Annotated in this window: 12 protein-coding genes; 6 read left to right on the forward strand and 6 right to left on the reverse strand. The window is 68.6% G+C overall.

From position 1 onward, the window contains the following. Positions 1–36: 36 nt before the first annotated feature. Complete coding sequence (locus EDC25_RS07215) at positions 37–942, reverse strand: alpha/beta fold hydrolase (RefSeq protein WP_132577374.1); 906 nt, start codon at positions 940–942, stop codon at positions 37–39. Positions 943–998: 56 nt separating this feature from the next. On the opposite strand from EDC25_RS07215, the gene EDC25_RS07220 reads away from it, so the two are divergent. After that, on the forward strand, positions 999–1,595 hold the full coding sequence (locus tag EDC25_RS07220; protein ID WP_123520580.1) for a TetR/AcrR family transcriptional regulator: 597 nt from the start codon (positions 999–1,001) through the stop codon (positions 1,593–1,595). A gap of 156 nt (positions 1,596–1,751) precedes the next feature. Beyond that, positions 1,752–3,506 carry a phosphoenolpyruvate carboxykinase (GTP) gene (locus EDC25_RS07225; protein WP_123520581.1) on the forward strand — a complete coding sequence of 585 codons (1,755 nt, stop codon included), beginning with the start codon at positions 1,752–1,754 and terminating at the stop codon, positions 3,504–3,506. A 57-nt stretch (positions 3,507–3,563) separates the two neighbouring features. Here the strand turns inward: EDC25_RS07225 and EDC25_RS07230 are convergent, their stop codons facing one another. Then, entirely contained in the window at positions 3,564–4,997 is a 1,434-nt protein-coding gene (locus tag EDC25_RS07230; protein ID WP_132577375.1) for a hypothetical protein, read from the reverse strand. 94 nt (positions 4,998–5,091) lie between these two features. Next, positions 5,092–6,588: a S10 family peptidase gene (locus EDC25_RS07235; protein WP_123520583.1), complete on the reverse strand. Its 1,497-nt coding sequence runs from the start codon at positions 6,586–6,588 to the stop codon at positions 5,092–5,094. Positions 6,589–6,783: 195 nt separating this feature from the next. On the opposite strand from EDC25_RS07235, the gene proC reads away from it, so the two are divergent. Genes proC through EDC25_RS07255 form a run of 4 tightly spaced genes read left to right on the forward strand, consistent with a single transcriptional unit; the run spans position 6,784 to position 9,475 of the window. Continuing rightward, positions 6,784–7,635 carry a pyrroline-5-carboxylate reductase gene (proC, locus tag EDC25_RS07240; protein ID WP_123520584.1) on the forward strand — a complete coding sequence of 284 codons (852 nt, stop codon included), beginning with the start codon at positions 6,784–6,786 and terminating at the stop codon, positions 7,633–7,635. Continuing rightward, the gene (locus EDC25_RS07245; RefSeq protein WP_123520585.1) at positions 7,632–8,210 is read left to right on the forward strand and encodes a YggT family protein; all 579 of its coding nucleotides are present in this window, start codon (positions 7,632–7,634) and stop codon (positions 8,208–8,210) included. The genes proC and EDC25_RS07245 overlap by 4 nt, the downstream gene beginning before the upstream one ends. A 30-nt stretch (positions 8,211–8,240) precedes the next feature. Further along, positions 8,241–8,699 carry a DUF4426 domain-containing protein gene (locus EDC25_RS07250; RefSeq protein WP_123520586.1) on the forward strand — a complete coding sequence of 153 codons (459 nt, stop codon included), beginning with the start codon at positions 8,241–8,243 and terminating at the stop codon, positions 8,697–8,699. After that, on the forward strand, positions 8,696–9,475 hold the full coding sequence (locus EDC25_RS07255) for a class I SAM-dependent methyltransferase (protein WP_123520587.1): 780 nt from the start codon (positions 8,696–8,698) through the stop codon (positions 9,473–9,475). The genes EDC25_RS07250 and EDC25_RS07255 overlap by 4 nt, the downstream gene beginning before the upstream one ends. Before the next feature lie 4 nt (positions 9,476–9,479). On the opposite strand, the gene EDC25_RS07260 is transcribed toward EDC25_RS07255, so the two are convergent. From EDC25_RS07260 to EDC25_RS07270, 3 genes are all read right to left on the reverse strand, one after another. Then, positions 9,480–10,283 (reverse strand): ABC transporter substrate-binding protein, encoded by an 804-nt coding sequence (locus tag EDC25_RS07260; RefSeq protein WP_123520588.1) that lies wholly within the window; start codon positions 10,281–10,283, stop codon positions 9,480–9,482. A 338-nt stretch (positions 10,284–10,621) separates the two neighbouring features. Next, positions 10,622–12,565: a glycosyl hydrolase family 18 protein gene (locus EDC25_RS07265; RefSeq protein ID WP_164483834.1), complete on the reverse strand. Its 1,944-nt coding sequence runs from the start codon at positions 12,563–12,565 to the stop codon at positions 10,622–10,624. Positions 12,566–12,669: 104 nt separating this feature from the next. Then, complete coding sequence (locus EDC25_RS07270; RefSeq protein ID WP_132577376.1) at positions 12,670–14,781, reverse strand: AAA family ATPase; 2,112 nt, start codon at positions 14,779–14,781, stop codon at positions 12,670–12,672. Positions 14,782–14,925: the final 144 nt, after the last annotated feature.

Raw genomic sequence — 14,925 nt, forward strand, 5'->3', positions numbered from 1 at the left:
CATGCAAAGGGCCGGTACGCGGAAACGGGCGCGACGTCATGGCGTCACCTCGTCGACGGCAGGCGCGGACGCGTGCCCCGGCGACGGATGCAGTCGCGCCAGGAACGCCGCGACCGCAGCGGCGAAAGCGTCATTGTCGTCGCCGGCGACCAGATGGCGGGCATCGGCCACGACGTGATGCTCGGCGTGTGGCACCAGGGCCAGGAACTCGTCGATGGTGTCACTGGACACCACGTCGCTGGCACCCCCGGTCAACAGCAGCGTCGGCACGTCGATGCGGGAAGCCGCGTCCGCCAGTGCGCGCTGCTGGCGATCGACATCGCGATTCATGTCGTCGACCAGGCGCGGATCCCAGTGCCAGCGCCAGCGGCCGTCGTCGTCCCGGACCAGCAGCGAGGACAGCGCCTGCGCGGTCTTGCGCGGACGATGCGGCATGTAGGCGGCGATGGCGTCGATCGCCGCCTCGATGCTGCCGAATCCATCGCCATGCGCGCGCATGAACTGGAGGATACGGGCGACGCCTTCCGGTTCCCAGCGCGGCGTGATGTCGACCAGCACCAGGGCACTGAAACTGCGGTGCAGCGCCTGCGCGACCATGCCGGTCAGGCCGCCCATCGAGGCGCCGACCAGCACGGGCCGCTCCCTGAACGTCGCCGCCCAGCGGCGCAGGTCCTCGACCAGCAGCCCGGGCGAATACGGCAGGCCGGGCGGGTTGCGGCCGCTGGCACCGTGGCCGCGGGCATCGGCGGCCAGCGCCGTCCAGCCGGCTGCGGCGAAACGCCGCGCCACGTGCCGCCAGGCGCTGCCGGTCTGGCCGAGGCCGTGGGTGAACAGCAGGCCGGGGCCCTTGCCGTCGCCGAAACGCTCGGCAGCCAGCACGACGCCATCGGCGTCGAGCCGGACGGTGCTGACGGGTCCGGAATTCGGCAGGTCCATACGCATCAGTATGGAATCATCGCCGGCAGCGGTCAACCGCCAATGCCGTTACCATCCGGGCAATGAACGCGCAGCCCCAGACCCTTCCCTCGGCCAGCCGCAACCGTCTGAGTGCCGACGACTGGCTCAACGCCGCCCTCGACGAGATCGCCGCCCATGGCGTGCACGCGCTGGCCGTGGAACCGCTGGCCCGCCGCCTGGGCGTGACCAAGGGCAGTTTCTACTGGCACTTCGAAAACCGGGACGCACTCCTGAAGGGTGCCATCGAACTTTGGGAGCGCCAGGAACAGGAAACGCTGATCGATGTCGTCGAGCCGATCGCCGACGCACACGAGCGCCTGCGCCGCCTGTTCATGCGTGTCAGCGAGGAGCTGCGCACGCACATCATCTACGGCGAACTGCTGAAGGCGCTCGACCATGACCTGGTCAAGCCGGCGATGACGCGGGTCGTCAAGAAGCGTCTGGATTTCCTCGCCCGCGCCTTCCGCCAGACCGGACTGGACCGGCAGCAGGCGCAGCATCGCGCCCTGCTCTGTTACAGCGTCTATGCCGGTTTCCTGCAGACCTCGCTGCAACTGGGCTACCCACGCTTCGCCGACCATGACGAGCTGGAAGCCTTCATCGACCATACGATCGCGACGCTGATTCCCCCGCTGTAACGGGACCCGGGCGCCATTGTTTTTCGCCGTGCCCGGCTTCCCGGGCACGCATCGCACACGCAAACCCCTGATTTTCCGGCGCCGTGGCGCAGTGCAGGTTGCAGGTTCGCGAGCGGGCCGGATAATGTCGGGGGACTTTTCCCTGCCCGTCCCCTCATGTCCAGCCAGCTAGCCGCCCTCAACGACTGGGTTGCCCAGGTCGCGCGCCTCACTCGTCCCGAACATATCCACTGGTGCGATGGCAGCGATGCCGAAGACCAGGCGCTCACCGCGCACATGCTGGAAAGCGGTGATCTGATCGCCCTGAACCCGGATACGCATCCGCATTGCCACCTGCATCGCTCGCACCCGTCGGATGTCGCGCGCGTCGAGCACCTCACGTTCGTATGCACGCGCGATCGCGAGGATGCCGGCCCGAACAACCACTGGATGGCGCCCGACGAAGCGCACGCGAAGATCGACGCGCTGTTCGACGGCTGCATGCAGGGCCGCACGATGTACGTGGTGCCCTACTGCATGGGCCCGATCGATTCGCCGCTGTCGCGCTGCGGCGTCGAGATCACCGACAGTCCCTACGTCGTGGCCAACATGCGCAGGATGACGCGCATGGGCGCCGCCGCACTGGCGCGCATCGAACACGAAGGCAGCTTCGTGAAGGGCCTGCATTCGACGGGCGAGCTGGATCCGGATCGCCGTTTCATCATGCATTTCCCGGAAGAGCTGACGATCAAGTCCTACGGCTCCGGCTACGGTGGCAACGCGCTGCTGGGCAAGAAATGCCACGCGTTGCGCATCGCCTCCTGGCAGGCGCGCCAGGAAGGCTGGCTGGCCGAGCACATGCTGATCGTCGGCATCGAGAACCCGCAGGGTGAAGTGCGTTACGTCGCTGCCGCTTTCCCCTCCGCCTGCGGCAAGACCAACCTGGCCATGCTGATCCCGCCCGCCGCCTTCCGCGACAAGGGCTGGAAGGTGTGGACGGTCGGGGACGACATCTGCTGGATGCAGCCCGGCGCCGATGGCCGCCTGTGGGCCATCAATCCCGAGGCCGGCTTCTTCGGCGTCGGACCGGGCACCGGCGCGAGGACCAACGCCAACGCGCTGGCCATGCTCAACCACGACGCGATCTTCACCAATGTCGCCGTGACCGCCGACAACCAGCCGTGGTGGGAAGGCATCGGCGACGGCGAGCCGGCACTGGACTGGCAGGGGCGCCCCTACGATCCAGCGCAGGGACCGGCGGCGCACCCGAACTCGCGCTTCACGGTATCGATGCACAACTGCCCCAGCTACACGCCGGAGGCGGAAAACCCCAGGGGCGTGCCGATCTCGGCGATCATTTTCGGCGGCCGCCGGCGCTCGCTGGTGCCGCTGGTCACCGAGGCGCGCGACTGGACGCACGGCGTGTTGATGGGCGCAGCGATGGCCTCGGAAACCACCGCCGCCGCCACCGGCCAGGTCGGCGTCGTGCGCCGCGACCCGATGGCGATGAAGCCGTTCTGCGGCTACCACTTCGGCGACTACTGGGCGCACTGGCTGAGCTTCGACCGCCCCGGCACGAAGCTGCCGAAGATCTTCCAGGTCAACTGGTTCCGTCGCGGCGATGACGGCCACTTCCTGTGGCCTGGATTCGGCGACAACCTGCGCGTGCTGGAGTGGATCCTCGACCGCTGCGAGAACCGCGTCGAAGGACGCGAGACCGCCATCGGCACGCTGCCCCGCCGCGAGGATCTCGACCTCGACGGACTGGAGCTGCCGGCGGACGACCTGGACGCGCTGATCGACATCGATGTCGCCGCGTGGCGCGAGGAAGCCGAGGCGGTGGCCGCGCATCTGGCCGAGTACGAACCGCGCGTCCCCGCGGCCCTCAAGCAGGAGCAGCAGCGCATCGCCGCCGCCCTCGCCGCTTCGTAAAAAACGGGCGCGGATCATCCGTGATCCGCGCCCGGCCATTGCCACACCCAGCGGGGACTAGAGTGTGGGCGGCAACTCGAAACCGTCGCAGTGGATGCCGTCGGCGCCGAACGGGTCGGCACACCGCCAGGCCACGGGAACTTCCAGCAGTGCGCAATGCGCCTGGAGCGGATCGGCGGCACAGTCATCAAGCAGGGACTGGTCACTGCCCTCCCCCATGTCCACGCCGATGAGCACCGGCAAGGTGTCGGCGGCGTTGTAGAGCACGTCCAGCACGAAATGCGGCGCCAGCTGGAGGTTCTCGAGCACCGCCGGGCCGGCGCAGCCGACCACTTGTCCGACGATTGCGGGATCACCGCTGGCCATGCAGGTCATCGACACCGCCGTGGTCCGGTTCCAGGACACACCCGGCGGCAGCTGCAGTACCAGTCGCGAAGCCGATGCCATGCCATCGCCGGCATTGCGATACGGCAGGTCCAGGTGGCCCTGCTGGCCGCGACGGAATTCCGCCGGAAGTACACCAGGCGTACCCAGCTCCAGGCGTGGCGCGCGCGGCAGGCGCGTGTGCACCGCCAGCCGGCCGCAGCCCATTCCCACCGGATCGGCGATGCATTCCGCCAGCGACACCTGCTGCGAATCGTTTTCCAGTCGCGCATGGATGTACAGCGGACCGGGGATGTCGATGTTGGCCACCGCCAGCACGCGGATGTTCACGAACCCCGGCTGCACCACGTAGGGCGTGCTGCAGGTGACGAGCTGGCCACCCCCATCGGGCTGGCTGCGGCAGGTGAAGGTCGGGATGCCGTTGGACAGCCCCTGGAAAGTCAGGCCCGCCGGCAGATGGAAACGGGCGGTCATCGGGATGTTGCCGACGCCATAGCCACTGGGCTGGAAGCCGACGAGGACGCGCCGCTCGACGCCGGCCTCGAAGGGCTGGAGGACTTCGGCGACCGGCCCGGGTGCGGTGACCATGTCGCTGGTGTACCCCCAGTCGGTCAGGTCCAGCCGGGAAGCCTGCGCCTGGATCTGCGCGACCAGGCAGCCGCTGCTGCTGGGCGTGCCCGTGCACAGCGCCGGATCCGGTGCCGGCACCGTCGGCGTTTCCACCGTGGCACGCAGCGTGTGCGTGGTGGGGGGAATGGCCGGACTGGTGCGGGCGTACACGCCCAGGTGGGGCGCCGACCAGTTCGCCGGCGTGAGCGTGCCGGGCCAACTGCAGTTCACCTGCTGCGCGTTGCCCGGCTGCGTGCTGCAGGTCCACTGGCCGGCATTGTTGCCGCGGAACTCGACGTGTCCGGGCAGGTACACGCGCACGACGAATGGCCCGGCGACGTTGGCGCCGCTGCTATTGGCGAGACTGAGCTGCAGGTTCCAGTCGGTACCGGACCACATCGGCGGCACCATCCAGCCGAACTGCAGGGGATTGGCGTGCGCCTGACCGGCGAGGGCAGCCAGGGTCAGGAAGAAAAGGAGGATGATCCGGTGTCGCATGACAGCCCCCGCTGGTGTCGGGGCGCAGTCTGTCCGCACCGGACGGACCTGCCCACCCCGCATTCGCGGGGGTGGGCGCTACAACGGGATCGGCTTACGGCGCGGTGGCGCCGATGAAGGCGCGCAGTTCGCGGCCCAGGCGGGCGAGCGACTCGGGGTGCTGGTACATCATGTGGCCGGACTCGAAATAGCTCATCGACACATTGCCACGCAGCGCCGGCTCCAGGCCGAGGTGGTCGAAGGTGTATTCGGTAGCGTAGAACGGCGTCGCCAGGTCGTAGTAGCCGTTGGCGACATAGACGCGCAGGTGCGGATTGCGGCTGATCGCCTCGCGCAGATCCTCGCCGGTGTTGACGAATCCGCTGCCCCACTTCCAGTTGCGGCCGGGTTCGCCGCTGAGGATTTCGTACTTGCGGTCGTCCTCGAACTTCAGCGCGCTGCGCAGGTAGTCGCCCAGTACCGCGGTATAGGGTCCGAGGATGGCGGTGTACGAGGGATCGGCATCAAAGCGGTCGTCGGCGGCGTCGCGGTCGATGCCGACATAGCGGCTGTCGAGGCGTCCGACGCTGCGACGCTGGTCGCGCAGCAGCTCCTTGGTGAAGCGGAAGATGGGCACGCGCAGGTTGTTGTTGCGCACGAAGGCCGGCGTCGTGCCGGTGTAGGCGGCGACGCGCCCGGCAATCGCCTGGGCCTGTTCTTCGGGCAGGCGGTCACCCAGCATCAACGCGGCGGCATAGTCGCCACCGGCGAACGCGCGCACTTCGGCAAGGAAGGCCGCCAGGTCGGTGCGCGGCTGGATGCGGCCGTGGTACCAGGCGGTGGCGGCGTAGGTGGGCAGGAACAGGATGTAGGGCAGGTCGTTGCCCGGCGCGAAGCGCGCCGTCTGGAAGTTCAGGATCGACGAGATCAGCATCACGCCGTTGAAGAACATGCCCTCGTTGTTCTGCAGGTGGTTGACCAGTCCGGCGGCACGCGTGGTGCCGTAGCTTTCGCCGGCCAGGTACTTCGGGCTGTTCCAGCGTCCGTTGCGCTGCGTCCACAGGCGGATGAACTGGCCCACCGATTCGATGTCCTCCTTCACGCCGTGGAAATCGGCATCCTTCGCGTCGCCCAGCGCGCGGCTGTAACCGGTCCCGACCGGATCGATGAACACCAGGTCGCTGACTTCGAGCAGACCATGCGCGTTGTCCACCAGGCGGTACGGCGCCGGCTGCGGCTGCACGGCGTCGGCGAAATCGACGCGGCGTGGACCGATGATCCCCAGGTGCAGCCAGACCGAGGAGGAGCCCGGTCCGCCGTTGAAGACGTAAGTGACGGGCCGACGCGAAACATCGCTGACACCTTCGCGCAGGTAGGCGACGGAAAACACTTCGGCGCGTGGCTTGCCCTGGCGGTCGTGCAGCACGGTTGTTCCCGCCACCGCGCGGTAGTTGATGCGGCTGCCATCGATGCCGATGCTGTGCCGCGATTCGACCAGGCGGTCCTGGACGTCCCTGGCGGTGCCCGGCTCGGCGGCGCGCGCCTCGGCAGCGGACACCAGCGGCGAACTCAACAACGTGGCCAGGGCCAGCACACAGGCTCGCAGTGACATGCGTCTATACCTCGACAATGCGTAAAGGCCCGTTATAGGTCGAGCGGTTCCCGCCAACAAGCGGCGGCCCGACGTTTTCGCCCGGCTGCCACCGCCCTTCGACGAAGCGATGCGGACTGCCGCCCGCCGTAGGTGCCGCCGTCAGCGGCTGCTATCCTCTGCGACTCCGTTGATCTCCGGCCCACGCATCGACGCATGACCTCGCCCGACCTCAATCCGGACCGCGCGCCGGTCCTCGCCTTCATCGGCGGCGGCAACATGGCGCGCAGCCTGATCGCCGGCCTGCGTGCCCAGGGCCATCGCGCTCAGGCACTGCGCGTCGCCGATCCCAGCGCCGCGGCCACCGCCGCCCTGGCGAAGGATTTCGGCGTCACCATCGCCCGCGACAATGCCGAGGCGGTCACCGGCGCCGACCTGGTGCTGCTGGCCGTGAAGCCTCAGGTCATGGCCGACGTCTGCACCGGACTGGCCCCCTACCTTCCGACCGGCATTCCCGTGGTCTCGATCGCCGCCGGCATCCGCAGCGGGCAGATCGACGCCTGGCTGGGCGGCCAGCGCGCCGTCATCCGCGCCATGCCGAACACGCCGGCCCTGCTGCAGGCCGGTGCGACAGGGCTGTTCGGCAACCGCCTCTGCACCGACCGCCAGCGCGCGCTGGCGCAGCACCTGATGGATGCCGTCGGCGTCACCGTGTGGATCGACGACGAGGACCTGATGGACGCGGTTACCGCCGTCTCCGGCTCCGGGCCGGCCTACGTGTTCCGGCTGATCGAGGCGATGCAGGCGGCGGCAGTCGCGCAGGGCCTGCCGGCCGACAGTGCGCGCACGCTGGTGCTGCACACCGTGTTCGGCGCCGCGCGCATGGCCCTTGAAACCGGCGAGGACGCGACCACCTTGCGCCAGCGTGTCACTTCGCCCGGCGGTACCACCGCCGCCGCCATGGCCGCCTTCGACGACAGCGGCTTCAATGCCGGCGTCGAACAGGCCATCGATGCCGCCACCCGGCGCGGCGCTGAACTGTCCCGACCCGCAGATTCCAACCCATGAGTTACCTCGGCAACGCCGGACAACTGGTCGTCAGTGCGATCTTCACCCTTGCCATGGTGGTGTTCCTGCTGCGGGTGATGCTGCAGGCCTCCGGCGCGAATTTCTACAATCCGATCTGCCAACTGCTGCACAAGGCGACGCAACCGGTCATCGGACCGTTGCGCCGCGTCATTCCACCCCTCGGCCGCGTCGAACTGGCTGGCGTTCTCGTCGTCTGGCTGATCGCCGTGCTGAAGATCTACGCGACGGTGGCGCTGGTTGGTGCGACCCTGCCCTTCGCCGCGGCGGCCGTCGCGGCACTGGCCGACGTGATTTCCATGCTGCTGTGGATCTGGTTCTGGACGCTGCTGATCGGCGTCATCCTCAGCTGGGTGCCGGTCGACAACCGCAACCCGGCCGTGCCACTGATCTACCAGATCACCGAGCCCCTGCTGGCGCCGATCCGCCGGCTGGTGCCGCCGATGGGCGGCCTCGACCTGTCGGCGATGCTGGCACTGCTGCTGGTGCAGGTGCTGCGCATCCTGATCGTGCAGCCGCTGTTCGACCTCGCCGCACGCCTTCTGGGCGGAGCCTGAGGCGCCACGCACCGGCCACCGGAGGACATCATGACATCCGCGACTTCCAGGATCGCCGCCGCTGTTTTCGCAATCGCGACAGTGCTGTTCGCGTTGCCGGCAATGGCGGAACGCGCGCACCGGGACGGCGAATACATCGTGCACTACAACGTGATTCCCACCACCGCGCTTGACGCATCGGTGGCACGCGGCTACGGCATCACGCGCTCGGGCACGCTGGCGCTGATCAACGTCGCGGTCCTGCGCCAGGTCGAAGGCGAGGCGCAACCCAGGGCCGTCGCCGCAAGGGTGGAGGCGCAGGTGCGCAGCCTGACCGGACAGCGCAACACCATCCAGATGCGCGAATTGCGGGACCAGGATGCCATCTACTACATCGGCGAATTCCGCATCCGCGGCGAGGAGAACCTGCGCTTCGAACTGGAAGTCACGCCCGACGGTGCCCGTCGCAGCATTCCCGTGCGCTTCGAACATCTGCTCATCGGCGAATGAGCGCGACTTCGCGCCACGACAACCAGGCCACCGCGGCCGCACTCGCGGCGTTCTACGCCGGCGCGACGACGGATGGCGATGCCTATCTGGAGCGCAAGCGCGCCGCCGGGGCGGCCAGCCAGGAACTCGCCCATGCCTGGTCGAAGGTACGCTTCGCGCTCGACGGCGCCACCACCGTGCTCGACTGGGGCTGTCGCGATGGCGTCTTCGGCTGGCTGGCGCGCCATGAGCTTGGTGATGGGCTCGGGCTGTGGGGCTGCGATGTGGTGCCGGCGGAATCCTATGCCGCCGTCCATGCGAGGCTCGGCCTGCAGTACGCGCAGGTCGGCTTCTCGACGCCCCTGCCCTACGCCGCCTACAGCTTCGATGTCGTCCTCGCCGGGGGCACGCTGGAACATGTCGCCAATGACGGCCATGCGCTGGACGAGTTGTGGCGCGTGCTGCGTCCCGGCGGCCGGCTGGTCATCACGCACCTGCCCAATGCCGGTTCACTGAGCGAGTGGCTGGCACGCTGGCGCTGGCCGGCGCACGCGCATGCGCGCCGCTATCGTTTGTCGTCGATGCAGGCGCGCCTGCTGCAGCACGGTTTCATGCCGCTTCGCGGTGGCTGGCACCAGGTGCTGCCGGTCGCGCCGCCGGATCCGGCGGCCCGGCCCGGCCTGGCGCGGCTGTTCAACGGCTTGCAGCCGCTGAACCGGGTGCTCGAACGCCTGTGGCCGGTCAACCGCCTCAGCGCGACCCTGTGGATCGTCGCCGAGAAGCGCCTGGGCTTCTGATCGATCAGCCCCGGCGCGCTGCCCAGCGCTGGATGATCGCCGACAGCGCATCGATGCCGTCGAACAGCGCGGCCGGACCGGGTTGCAGGATCAGCGCCGACTTCACTTCATGCAGTTCGCCGTCGCGCACCGCGGCGACATCGGCCCAGCCCGGTCGCGCGGCGACATGGTCGGGCCGGAACTTCTTGCCGCACCACGACCCGATGACGATGTCCGGGTCGCGCCGCGCCGGCTCGAGCGGATCGGCGAGGATGCGGCCCTTCGCCAGCGATTCCCGGGCCAGCTCAGGGAACACGTCATCACCGCCGGCGATGGCGAGCAGTTCGGACACCCAGCGGATGCCGCTGATGTTGGGCTCGTCCCATTCCTCGAAGTAAACGCGCGGCCGTCTGGGCAGCCGCGCCGCCTGCGCCGCCACGAGGTCGAGGTGCGCCTGCGCGCGCCGGCACAGGTCGCGCGCGCGGTCGTCCGCGCCAACCATCGCGCCGAGCCGTCGCATGTAGGCGAGGATGCCGGCCACCGAACGGTGGTTGCTGACCCAGACTTCGATGCCACGCCGGATCAGTGCGGCGGCGATGTCGGCCTGGATGTCGGAAAACCCGATGACCAGATCCGGTTCAAGCCGTTCGATTTCGTGCACCTTGGCGCTGGTGAAGGCCGAGACCTTGGGCTTCTCCTTGCGCGCCCGCGGTGGTCGCACGGTGAAGCCGGAGATGCCGACGATGCGGTCCTGTTCGCCCAGCAGGTACAGCGTCTCGGTGCTTTCCTCGGTGAGGCAGACAATGCGTTGCGGAAACGGGTCAGTCATCGCCCCACGATAGCGCGTGCGCACGCCGCCGTGGCACCACGCGCGACGGGATTGGGGATCCCCGTTGCCAACCCCGATGCGGCCAGGCGACCGGGTGCCGGGTGCGCGCGGCCAGGCCATACCGGCGCGACGCAAGGCCTGCCCTCGCCCGTGGTTCGGCGAATCCGTGCCAGCCAGGCCAATCTGGCCCTCGACGGCGGCCGCCACCGGCGCGGGAACACCTCCCTGCATCGTCGACTCCGACGGCGTCGGCAACGGTCCCGCCGTGTCGAGTGGCGCAGACTGGCGGCGGCCTGCGGGCATCCTGTTTCCCGCGGCGAAGCCGCACAGCCCTCACCTCAATCCAGGTAGTCCTGGCGCAGCACAGCCAGCAGCGGATCGCGCTGGCCGACAGGATTACCCGGCAGATGGCCCTGGCTGATCGTCCAGATGATGGCGCCGCCCAACTGCGCGGCGCGCGCGTACTGCGCCTTGGCGGCCACCGACTGCGGGTCCTCGTAGGTCACCAGGTTGCAGCCCGGCGCGCCCACGGGCGCGCCGGACCCCAGCCACGGCGCCTGCGCGACGTTGTCGTAATTCGCCGTCATCGCCGGCAGGAACTGCGCGACGATGTTGCGATAGCTCATGGCGCCGTCACTGGTGACGAAATCGCCCGGCGACACTGGCACGCGCGGCTGCGTGACGTTGCGGAAACAGTTGCCGTAGAAGCCGAAACCGACGCCCAGCTTTGCCGCCGGCACGCCACTGTCGAGGTAGTAGTCGATGCTCGACGACACCGAGCTCGGCGTGTTCGCGCCGTGGCCGTGAAGGGGCGACGCGAACCAGCTGTGCCAGCCGGAATAGTCCGCCGCCATCTCGTAGGACATCACATTGATGCGGTCGAGCACGGGCGCGATCGCCTGCAGGAACGCCTCCTCGCCCGGTGGTCGCGGGTTCCACTGCATGTTGGTGTTCACCCAGCCCACCGGCAGCGTCAACAGCATCGCAGGGCGTGCAGCGCGCAGCGCTTGCGCAAGCGCCAGCAGGTTGGCGTGGTCCTGGGTATCGATCGGTTCCCAGTCCAGGTCGATGCCGTCGGCGCCGAACTGGTCCATGGCGGCGAGCAGGTTGGCGACGAATGCAGGACGGTTCGCCGGCGTCGCGGCCGCGCGCCAGCCGTCGATCTCGCCGGCGCCGCCGACCATCAGGATCGCCTTGCGTTGCGCGGCATGCGCGGCATCCACCGCCTGCTGCGCCCAGGCCGGGCCGTTGACGAAGTCGATATCGAAGTGCGCCGTGATGGTCGCGTCGGCGTTCGGAATCACCCGCCCGACCATCAGGTGCGTCAAACCGGAGAAGTCGATCTGCGCCGGCGCCTGCAGGTTGCGTTCGTAGCCCACGTAGTAACCCATCACCCATCGATCACCCGATGGCGCGGACGGATCGAAGCCGTTGGCGAAGATGAGGTCAGGCACGCTGCCGGCGATGAAGTTCCAGATCGCGGTGGCTGCACTCTGCCCTGCGGCGCTGCCGCCGCCCCACACCGAATGTCCCAGTCCCGGGATCGCGCACCAGTTCACCGCATGCGTGCAGGCATCGTAGGCGACGCAGGGTGAAGGCGCCGATGGCGTCGAGGTCGCGGCGCAGCCATGAGTCGCGAGATAGTTGTTCCGGATCGCCTGTCCGGTCGCGTAATCAACACCCGGCGTGGCGTCGGTCATGCCCCACACGAGGATCGCCGGTGGCAGCGCGCAATCCACGCCACCACCCGGCGTGTAACCGAAGTCGCCGCCGACCGGATACAGCGATCCGGAATGGATGCCCAGGCCGCGGATGACATCCCGGCCCAGCCGGCATCCCAGCGCATTGGCCATGGTCGCGCCGCCGCTGAAACCGGACAGGTAGACGTGTCCGCTGTCGATGCCCAGTTCCGCCTGCAAGGTGGAGATGAGCTGCTGCACGAACCGTCCTTCGTGCGCGCGGGCGGCTTCGCTCCAGTATTCGAAGGCGCCCGCGGCGGATTTCGGATAGACGAACACGGCCGCCTGGCCGGCGTTCGAAGCCGCCATTTCCAGGGGCAACGCCGCGCGCATGCCGGCACTGTTGCCGCCGTCGCCATGCAGGGAGATCACCAGCGGCAACGGCTGCGCCGGCATCGGCTCCGGCCGGGCGAGCAGGTAACTGCGGTTCGTGCCGTCCACATCCAGGTTGCGCGACTCGCTGACGAACTGCGCGCCGGCTTCCACGGCCCACGCCACCGCCAGCACTGTCGCCAGCGCAACGAGTCCCGCACGCATGTCCATCGCCATCTCCATATTGGTACCCACCTTCGGCGATACGCAGGAAAAGAACCGGAGCCGACACGGCGTTCGCCGTGCCGGCGATGCCCTGCCCTTGCCGGCAGGCCTCAGGCGGGCTGGAAGCCGATGGGATGTCGGCGGGCGCCGGGCTTCAGCGCCACCTCGGCGGCCAGCCGTCCGGCGATGGTAGCGGCACTCACGCGGGCGCGGCCCCGTTCAAGCTGGCGGCGAACGGTGGCGAAATCGCCGGGTGTGAGGCCATCCAGCGCGGCGACGCGCTCCAGGCTGGCTGGATCAGGATCGGTGGCGCTGGCCTCACCGCCGGCAAGATCGGCCCACAGGCGCCGGAACATGGCTTCGCGCTGATCACGGCGCAGTCCGTCAAAGCGCAGCTTGAAGTCGAAGCGGCGCAGGCTGGCCGCATCGAGCTGGCCGACCAGGTTGGTGGAGGCGATGAATACCCCGTCGAAACTCTCCATCTGGGTGAGCATCTCGTTGACCTGGGTGACCTCCCAGCTGGCCCGTGCTCCCTCGCGCTCGCGCAGCAGTCCGTCGGCCTCGTCGATCAGCAGGATGGCGCCTTCGTTGCGTGCGCTGGCGAAGGCTTCGGCGATATTGCGTTCGGTACCGCCGACGAACATGTCGAGCAGATCGGACAGGCGGCGAACCAGCACGGGCCGGTCCAGCCGTTCGCCCAGGTAGTGCGCGAATGCGGTCTTTCCGGTCCCGGAAGGACCATACAGCAGCAGCCGTGCACCTTCGCCGCTGGACAGCAGTTGCACGATTTCCTCCAGGTCGGCATCCGCATTGAGCACACCGGGATCGTAGTGGCCGGGCAGTACGGGTGGAGGCAGCCGCGCCATCATCCCCATGGCACGCAGGGAATTCTCCAGCACCCGCAGCACGGCCTGGTCCCGCTCGGCCTGGCTGGCGTCGGCAAGCGCGGCGACGACGCGCCCGGCGCGCTCGACCTGTGCGGGAGGCAGGTTCTCGATCGCGGTGATGCGACGGCGGCAGTCCTCGGACACCAGGTCGCCGGGCAGGTGGCGGGCGACGATGCGTGCACGGACGGCGCGATTGGGCGCGCGCAACTCGAGCACCTCGTCGAACCGGCGGATATGGGCGGGATCCATGGCGCCGATGTCATTGCAGAGCCAGAAGGTGGGCACGGGATTTCCTTCCAGCTGCTCGTTGATCCAGCCCTTGCTGTTGCGAGCGGAGCGGTGCCCGCCAAAGAGGTCGAGCAGGCCGTGGCCGCGGCCGAACACGTCCTCGACCTCGTCGAACATCACCAGGCTGCGGCCATCACGCTGCAACAGGCGCTGCACCAGCGCATAGGTGTTGGCGCGGCCGTTGCCGTCGCGCACGTCACCGTCCTCGTCGGCGGAGGGCACCTCCCACAGCTGGCATCCCAGTTCGGCCGCGATGCTTTTCACCAGCTGGGTCTTGCCGGTCCCGGGTGGTCCATACACCAGTACGTTCACACCGGCGGCGCCGCGTTCGACACTGATGCGGACATGCCGCATCAACCGGTCCAGGTCTGACAGGTGGCTGAAATCCTCGAGCGCCAGATTGCCGGCACTGGCCTGCCGCACCTTGTGCGCGACCAGCCGCATGGGCTCGAAGTTGTCGGCGCACAGGCCGCGTGCGAACTGGTCACTGACCTGCATGTCCAGGTCGCCGTAATCGAACAGGCCCAGCTGGTAGAGACGGGCGCGCCGGGAGAACAGGCGGCCCAGTTCCGCCGCATCGATGCCGAACAGTCCGCGCAACTGCCGCTGGCGCTCCCAGTCGTTGTGGGCGCAGCGGCCGTTGTCGAAGACCTCGCGCAGCAGGCCGCACAGGCACATCAGTGCGCCGACACGCAGCACGCGGCGTTCGACGTCATCCAGGCCAATGATGCGCGCGACGTGGTCAAGGTTGCGGTCGAGGGGTTCGACACGGATGTCCGCGGCCCGCGCAACAGGCTGCACGCGACGGATCAGCCGACGGACATAGTCACGGAAGCCACGCGCCTTGCCATCCATGCTGTCGGGTGGCCCGTCCGCGATCAGCCCCAGCTCCACGAGCCGGTCGACGGCAGGCATGTCGAGCAGCCCTCGCGCCAGGCGACGGTGATCGGTTTCCGCCACGAGCAGGCGTGCCGCCACCTGTTGCGCAGCCTTCACCAGGCTGTCACTGCAATCGGTTGCTTCGGGGACGCTGGTGGTTGATGACATGGCGATCTCCTTGCGTTGATGAATGCATGGCGCTTGCGCGCATACGCGCTGTCGCGGTGCCCGGCCGCGGGCAAAGCGCGAAGCCCGCGCCCCGTGACGCCGGCCGGCGTTCCGCGACGGAATCCGGCCCGCGCCCGTTGTCGC

Source organism: Pseudofulvimonas gallinarii (genome assembly GCF_004343305.1).
Lineage (GTDB): Bacteria > Pseudomonadota > Gammaproteobacteria > Xanthomonadales > UBA2363 > Pseudofulvimonas > Pseudofulvimonas gallinarii.

What these genes read in the sequence shown, in the direction of transcription:
- EDC25_RS07215 (WP_132577374.1), bottom strand. Translation starts at nt 942, where the DNA reads ATGCGTATGGACCTGCCGAATTCCGGACCCGTCAGCACCGTCCGGCTC.
- EDC25_RS07220 (WP_123520580.1), top strand. Translation starts at nt 999, where the DNA reads ATGAACGCGCAGCCCCAGACCCTTCCCTCGGCCAGCCGCAACCGTCTG.
- EDC25_RS07225 (WP_123520581.1), top strand. Translation starts at nt 1,752, where the DNA reads ATGTCCAGCCAGCTAGCCGCCCTCAACGACTGGGTTGCCCAGGTCGCG.
- EDC25_RS07230 (WP_132577375.1), bottom strand. Translation starts at nt 4,997, where the DNA reads ATGCGACACCGGATCATCCTCCTTTTCTTCCTGACCCTGGCTGCCCTC.
- EDC25_RS07235 (WP_123520583.1), bottom strand. Translation starts at nt 6,588, where the DNA reads ATGTCACTGCGAGCCTGTGTGCTGGCCCTGGCCACGTTGTTGAGTTCG.
- proC (WP_123520584.1), top strand. Translation starts at nt 6,784, where the DNA reads ATGACCTCGCCCGACCTCAATCCGGACCGCGCGCCGGTCCTCGCCTTC.
- EDC25_RS07245 (WP_123520585.1), top strand. Translation starts at nt 7,632, where the DNA reads ATGAGTTACCTCGGCAACGCCGGACAACTGGTCGTCAGTGCGATCTTC.
- EDC25_RS07250 (WP_123520586.1), top strand. Translation starts at nt 8,241, where the DNA reads ATGACATCCGCGACTTCCAGGATCGCCGCCGCTGTTTTCGCAATCGCG.
- EDC25_RS07255 (WP_123520587.1), top strand. Translation starts at nt 8,696, where the DNA reads ATGAGCGCGACTTCGCGCCACGACAACCAGGCCACCGCGGCCGCACTC.
- EDC25_RS07260 (WP_123520588.1), bottom strand. Translation starts at nt 10,283, where the DNA reads ATGACTGACCCGTTTCCGCAACGCATTGTCTGCCTCACCGAGGAAAGC.
- EDC25_RS07265 (WP_164483834.1), bottom strand. Translation starts at nt 12,565, where the DNA reads ATGGACATGCGTGCGGGACTCGTTGCGCTGGCGACAGTGCTGGCGGTG.
- EDC25_RS07270 (WP_132577376.1), bottom strand. Translation starts at nt 14,781, where the DNA reads ATGTCATCAACCACCAGCGTCCCCGAAGCAACCGATTGCAGTGACAGC.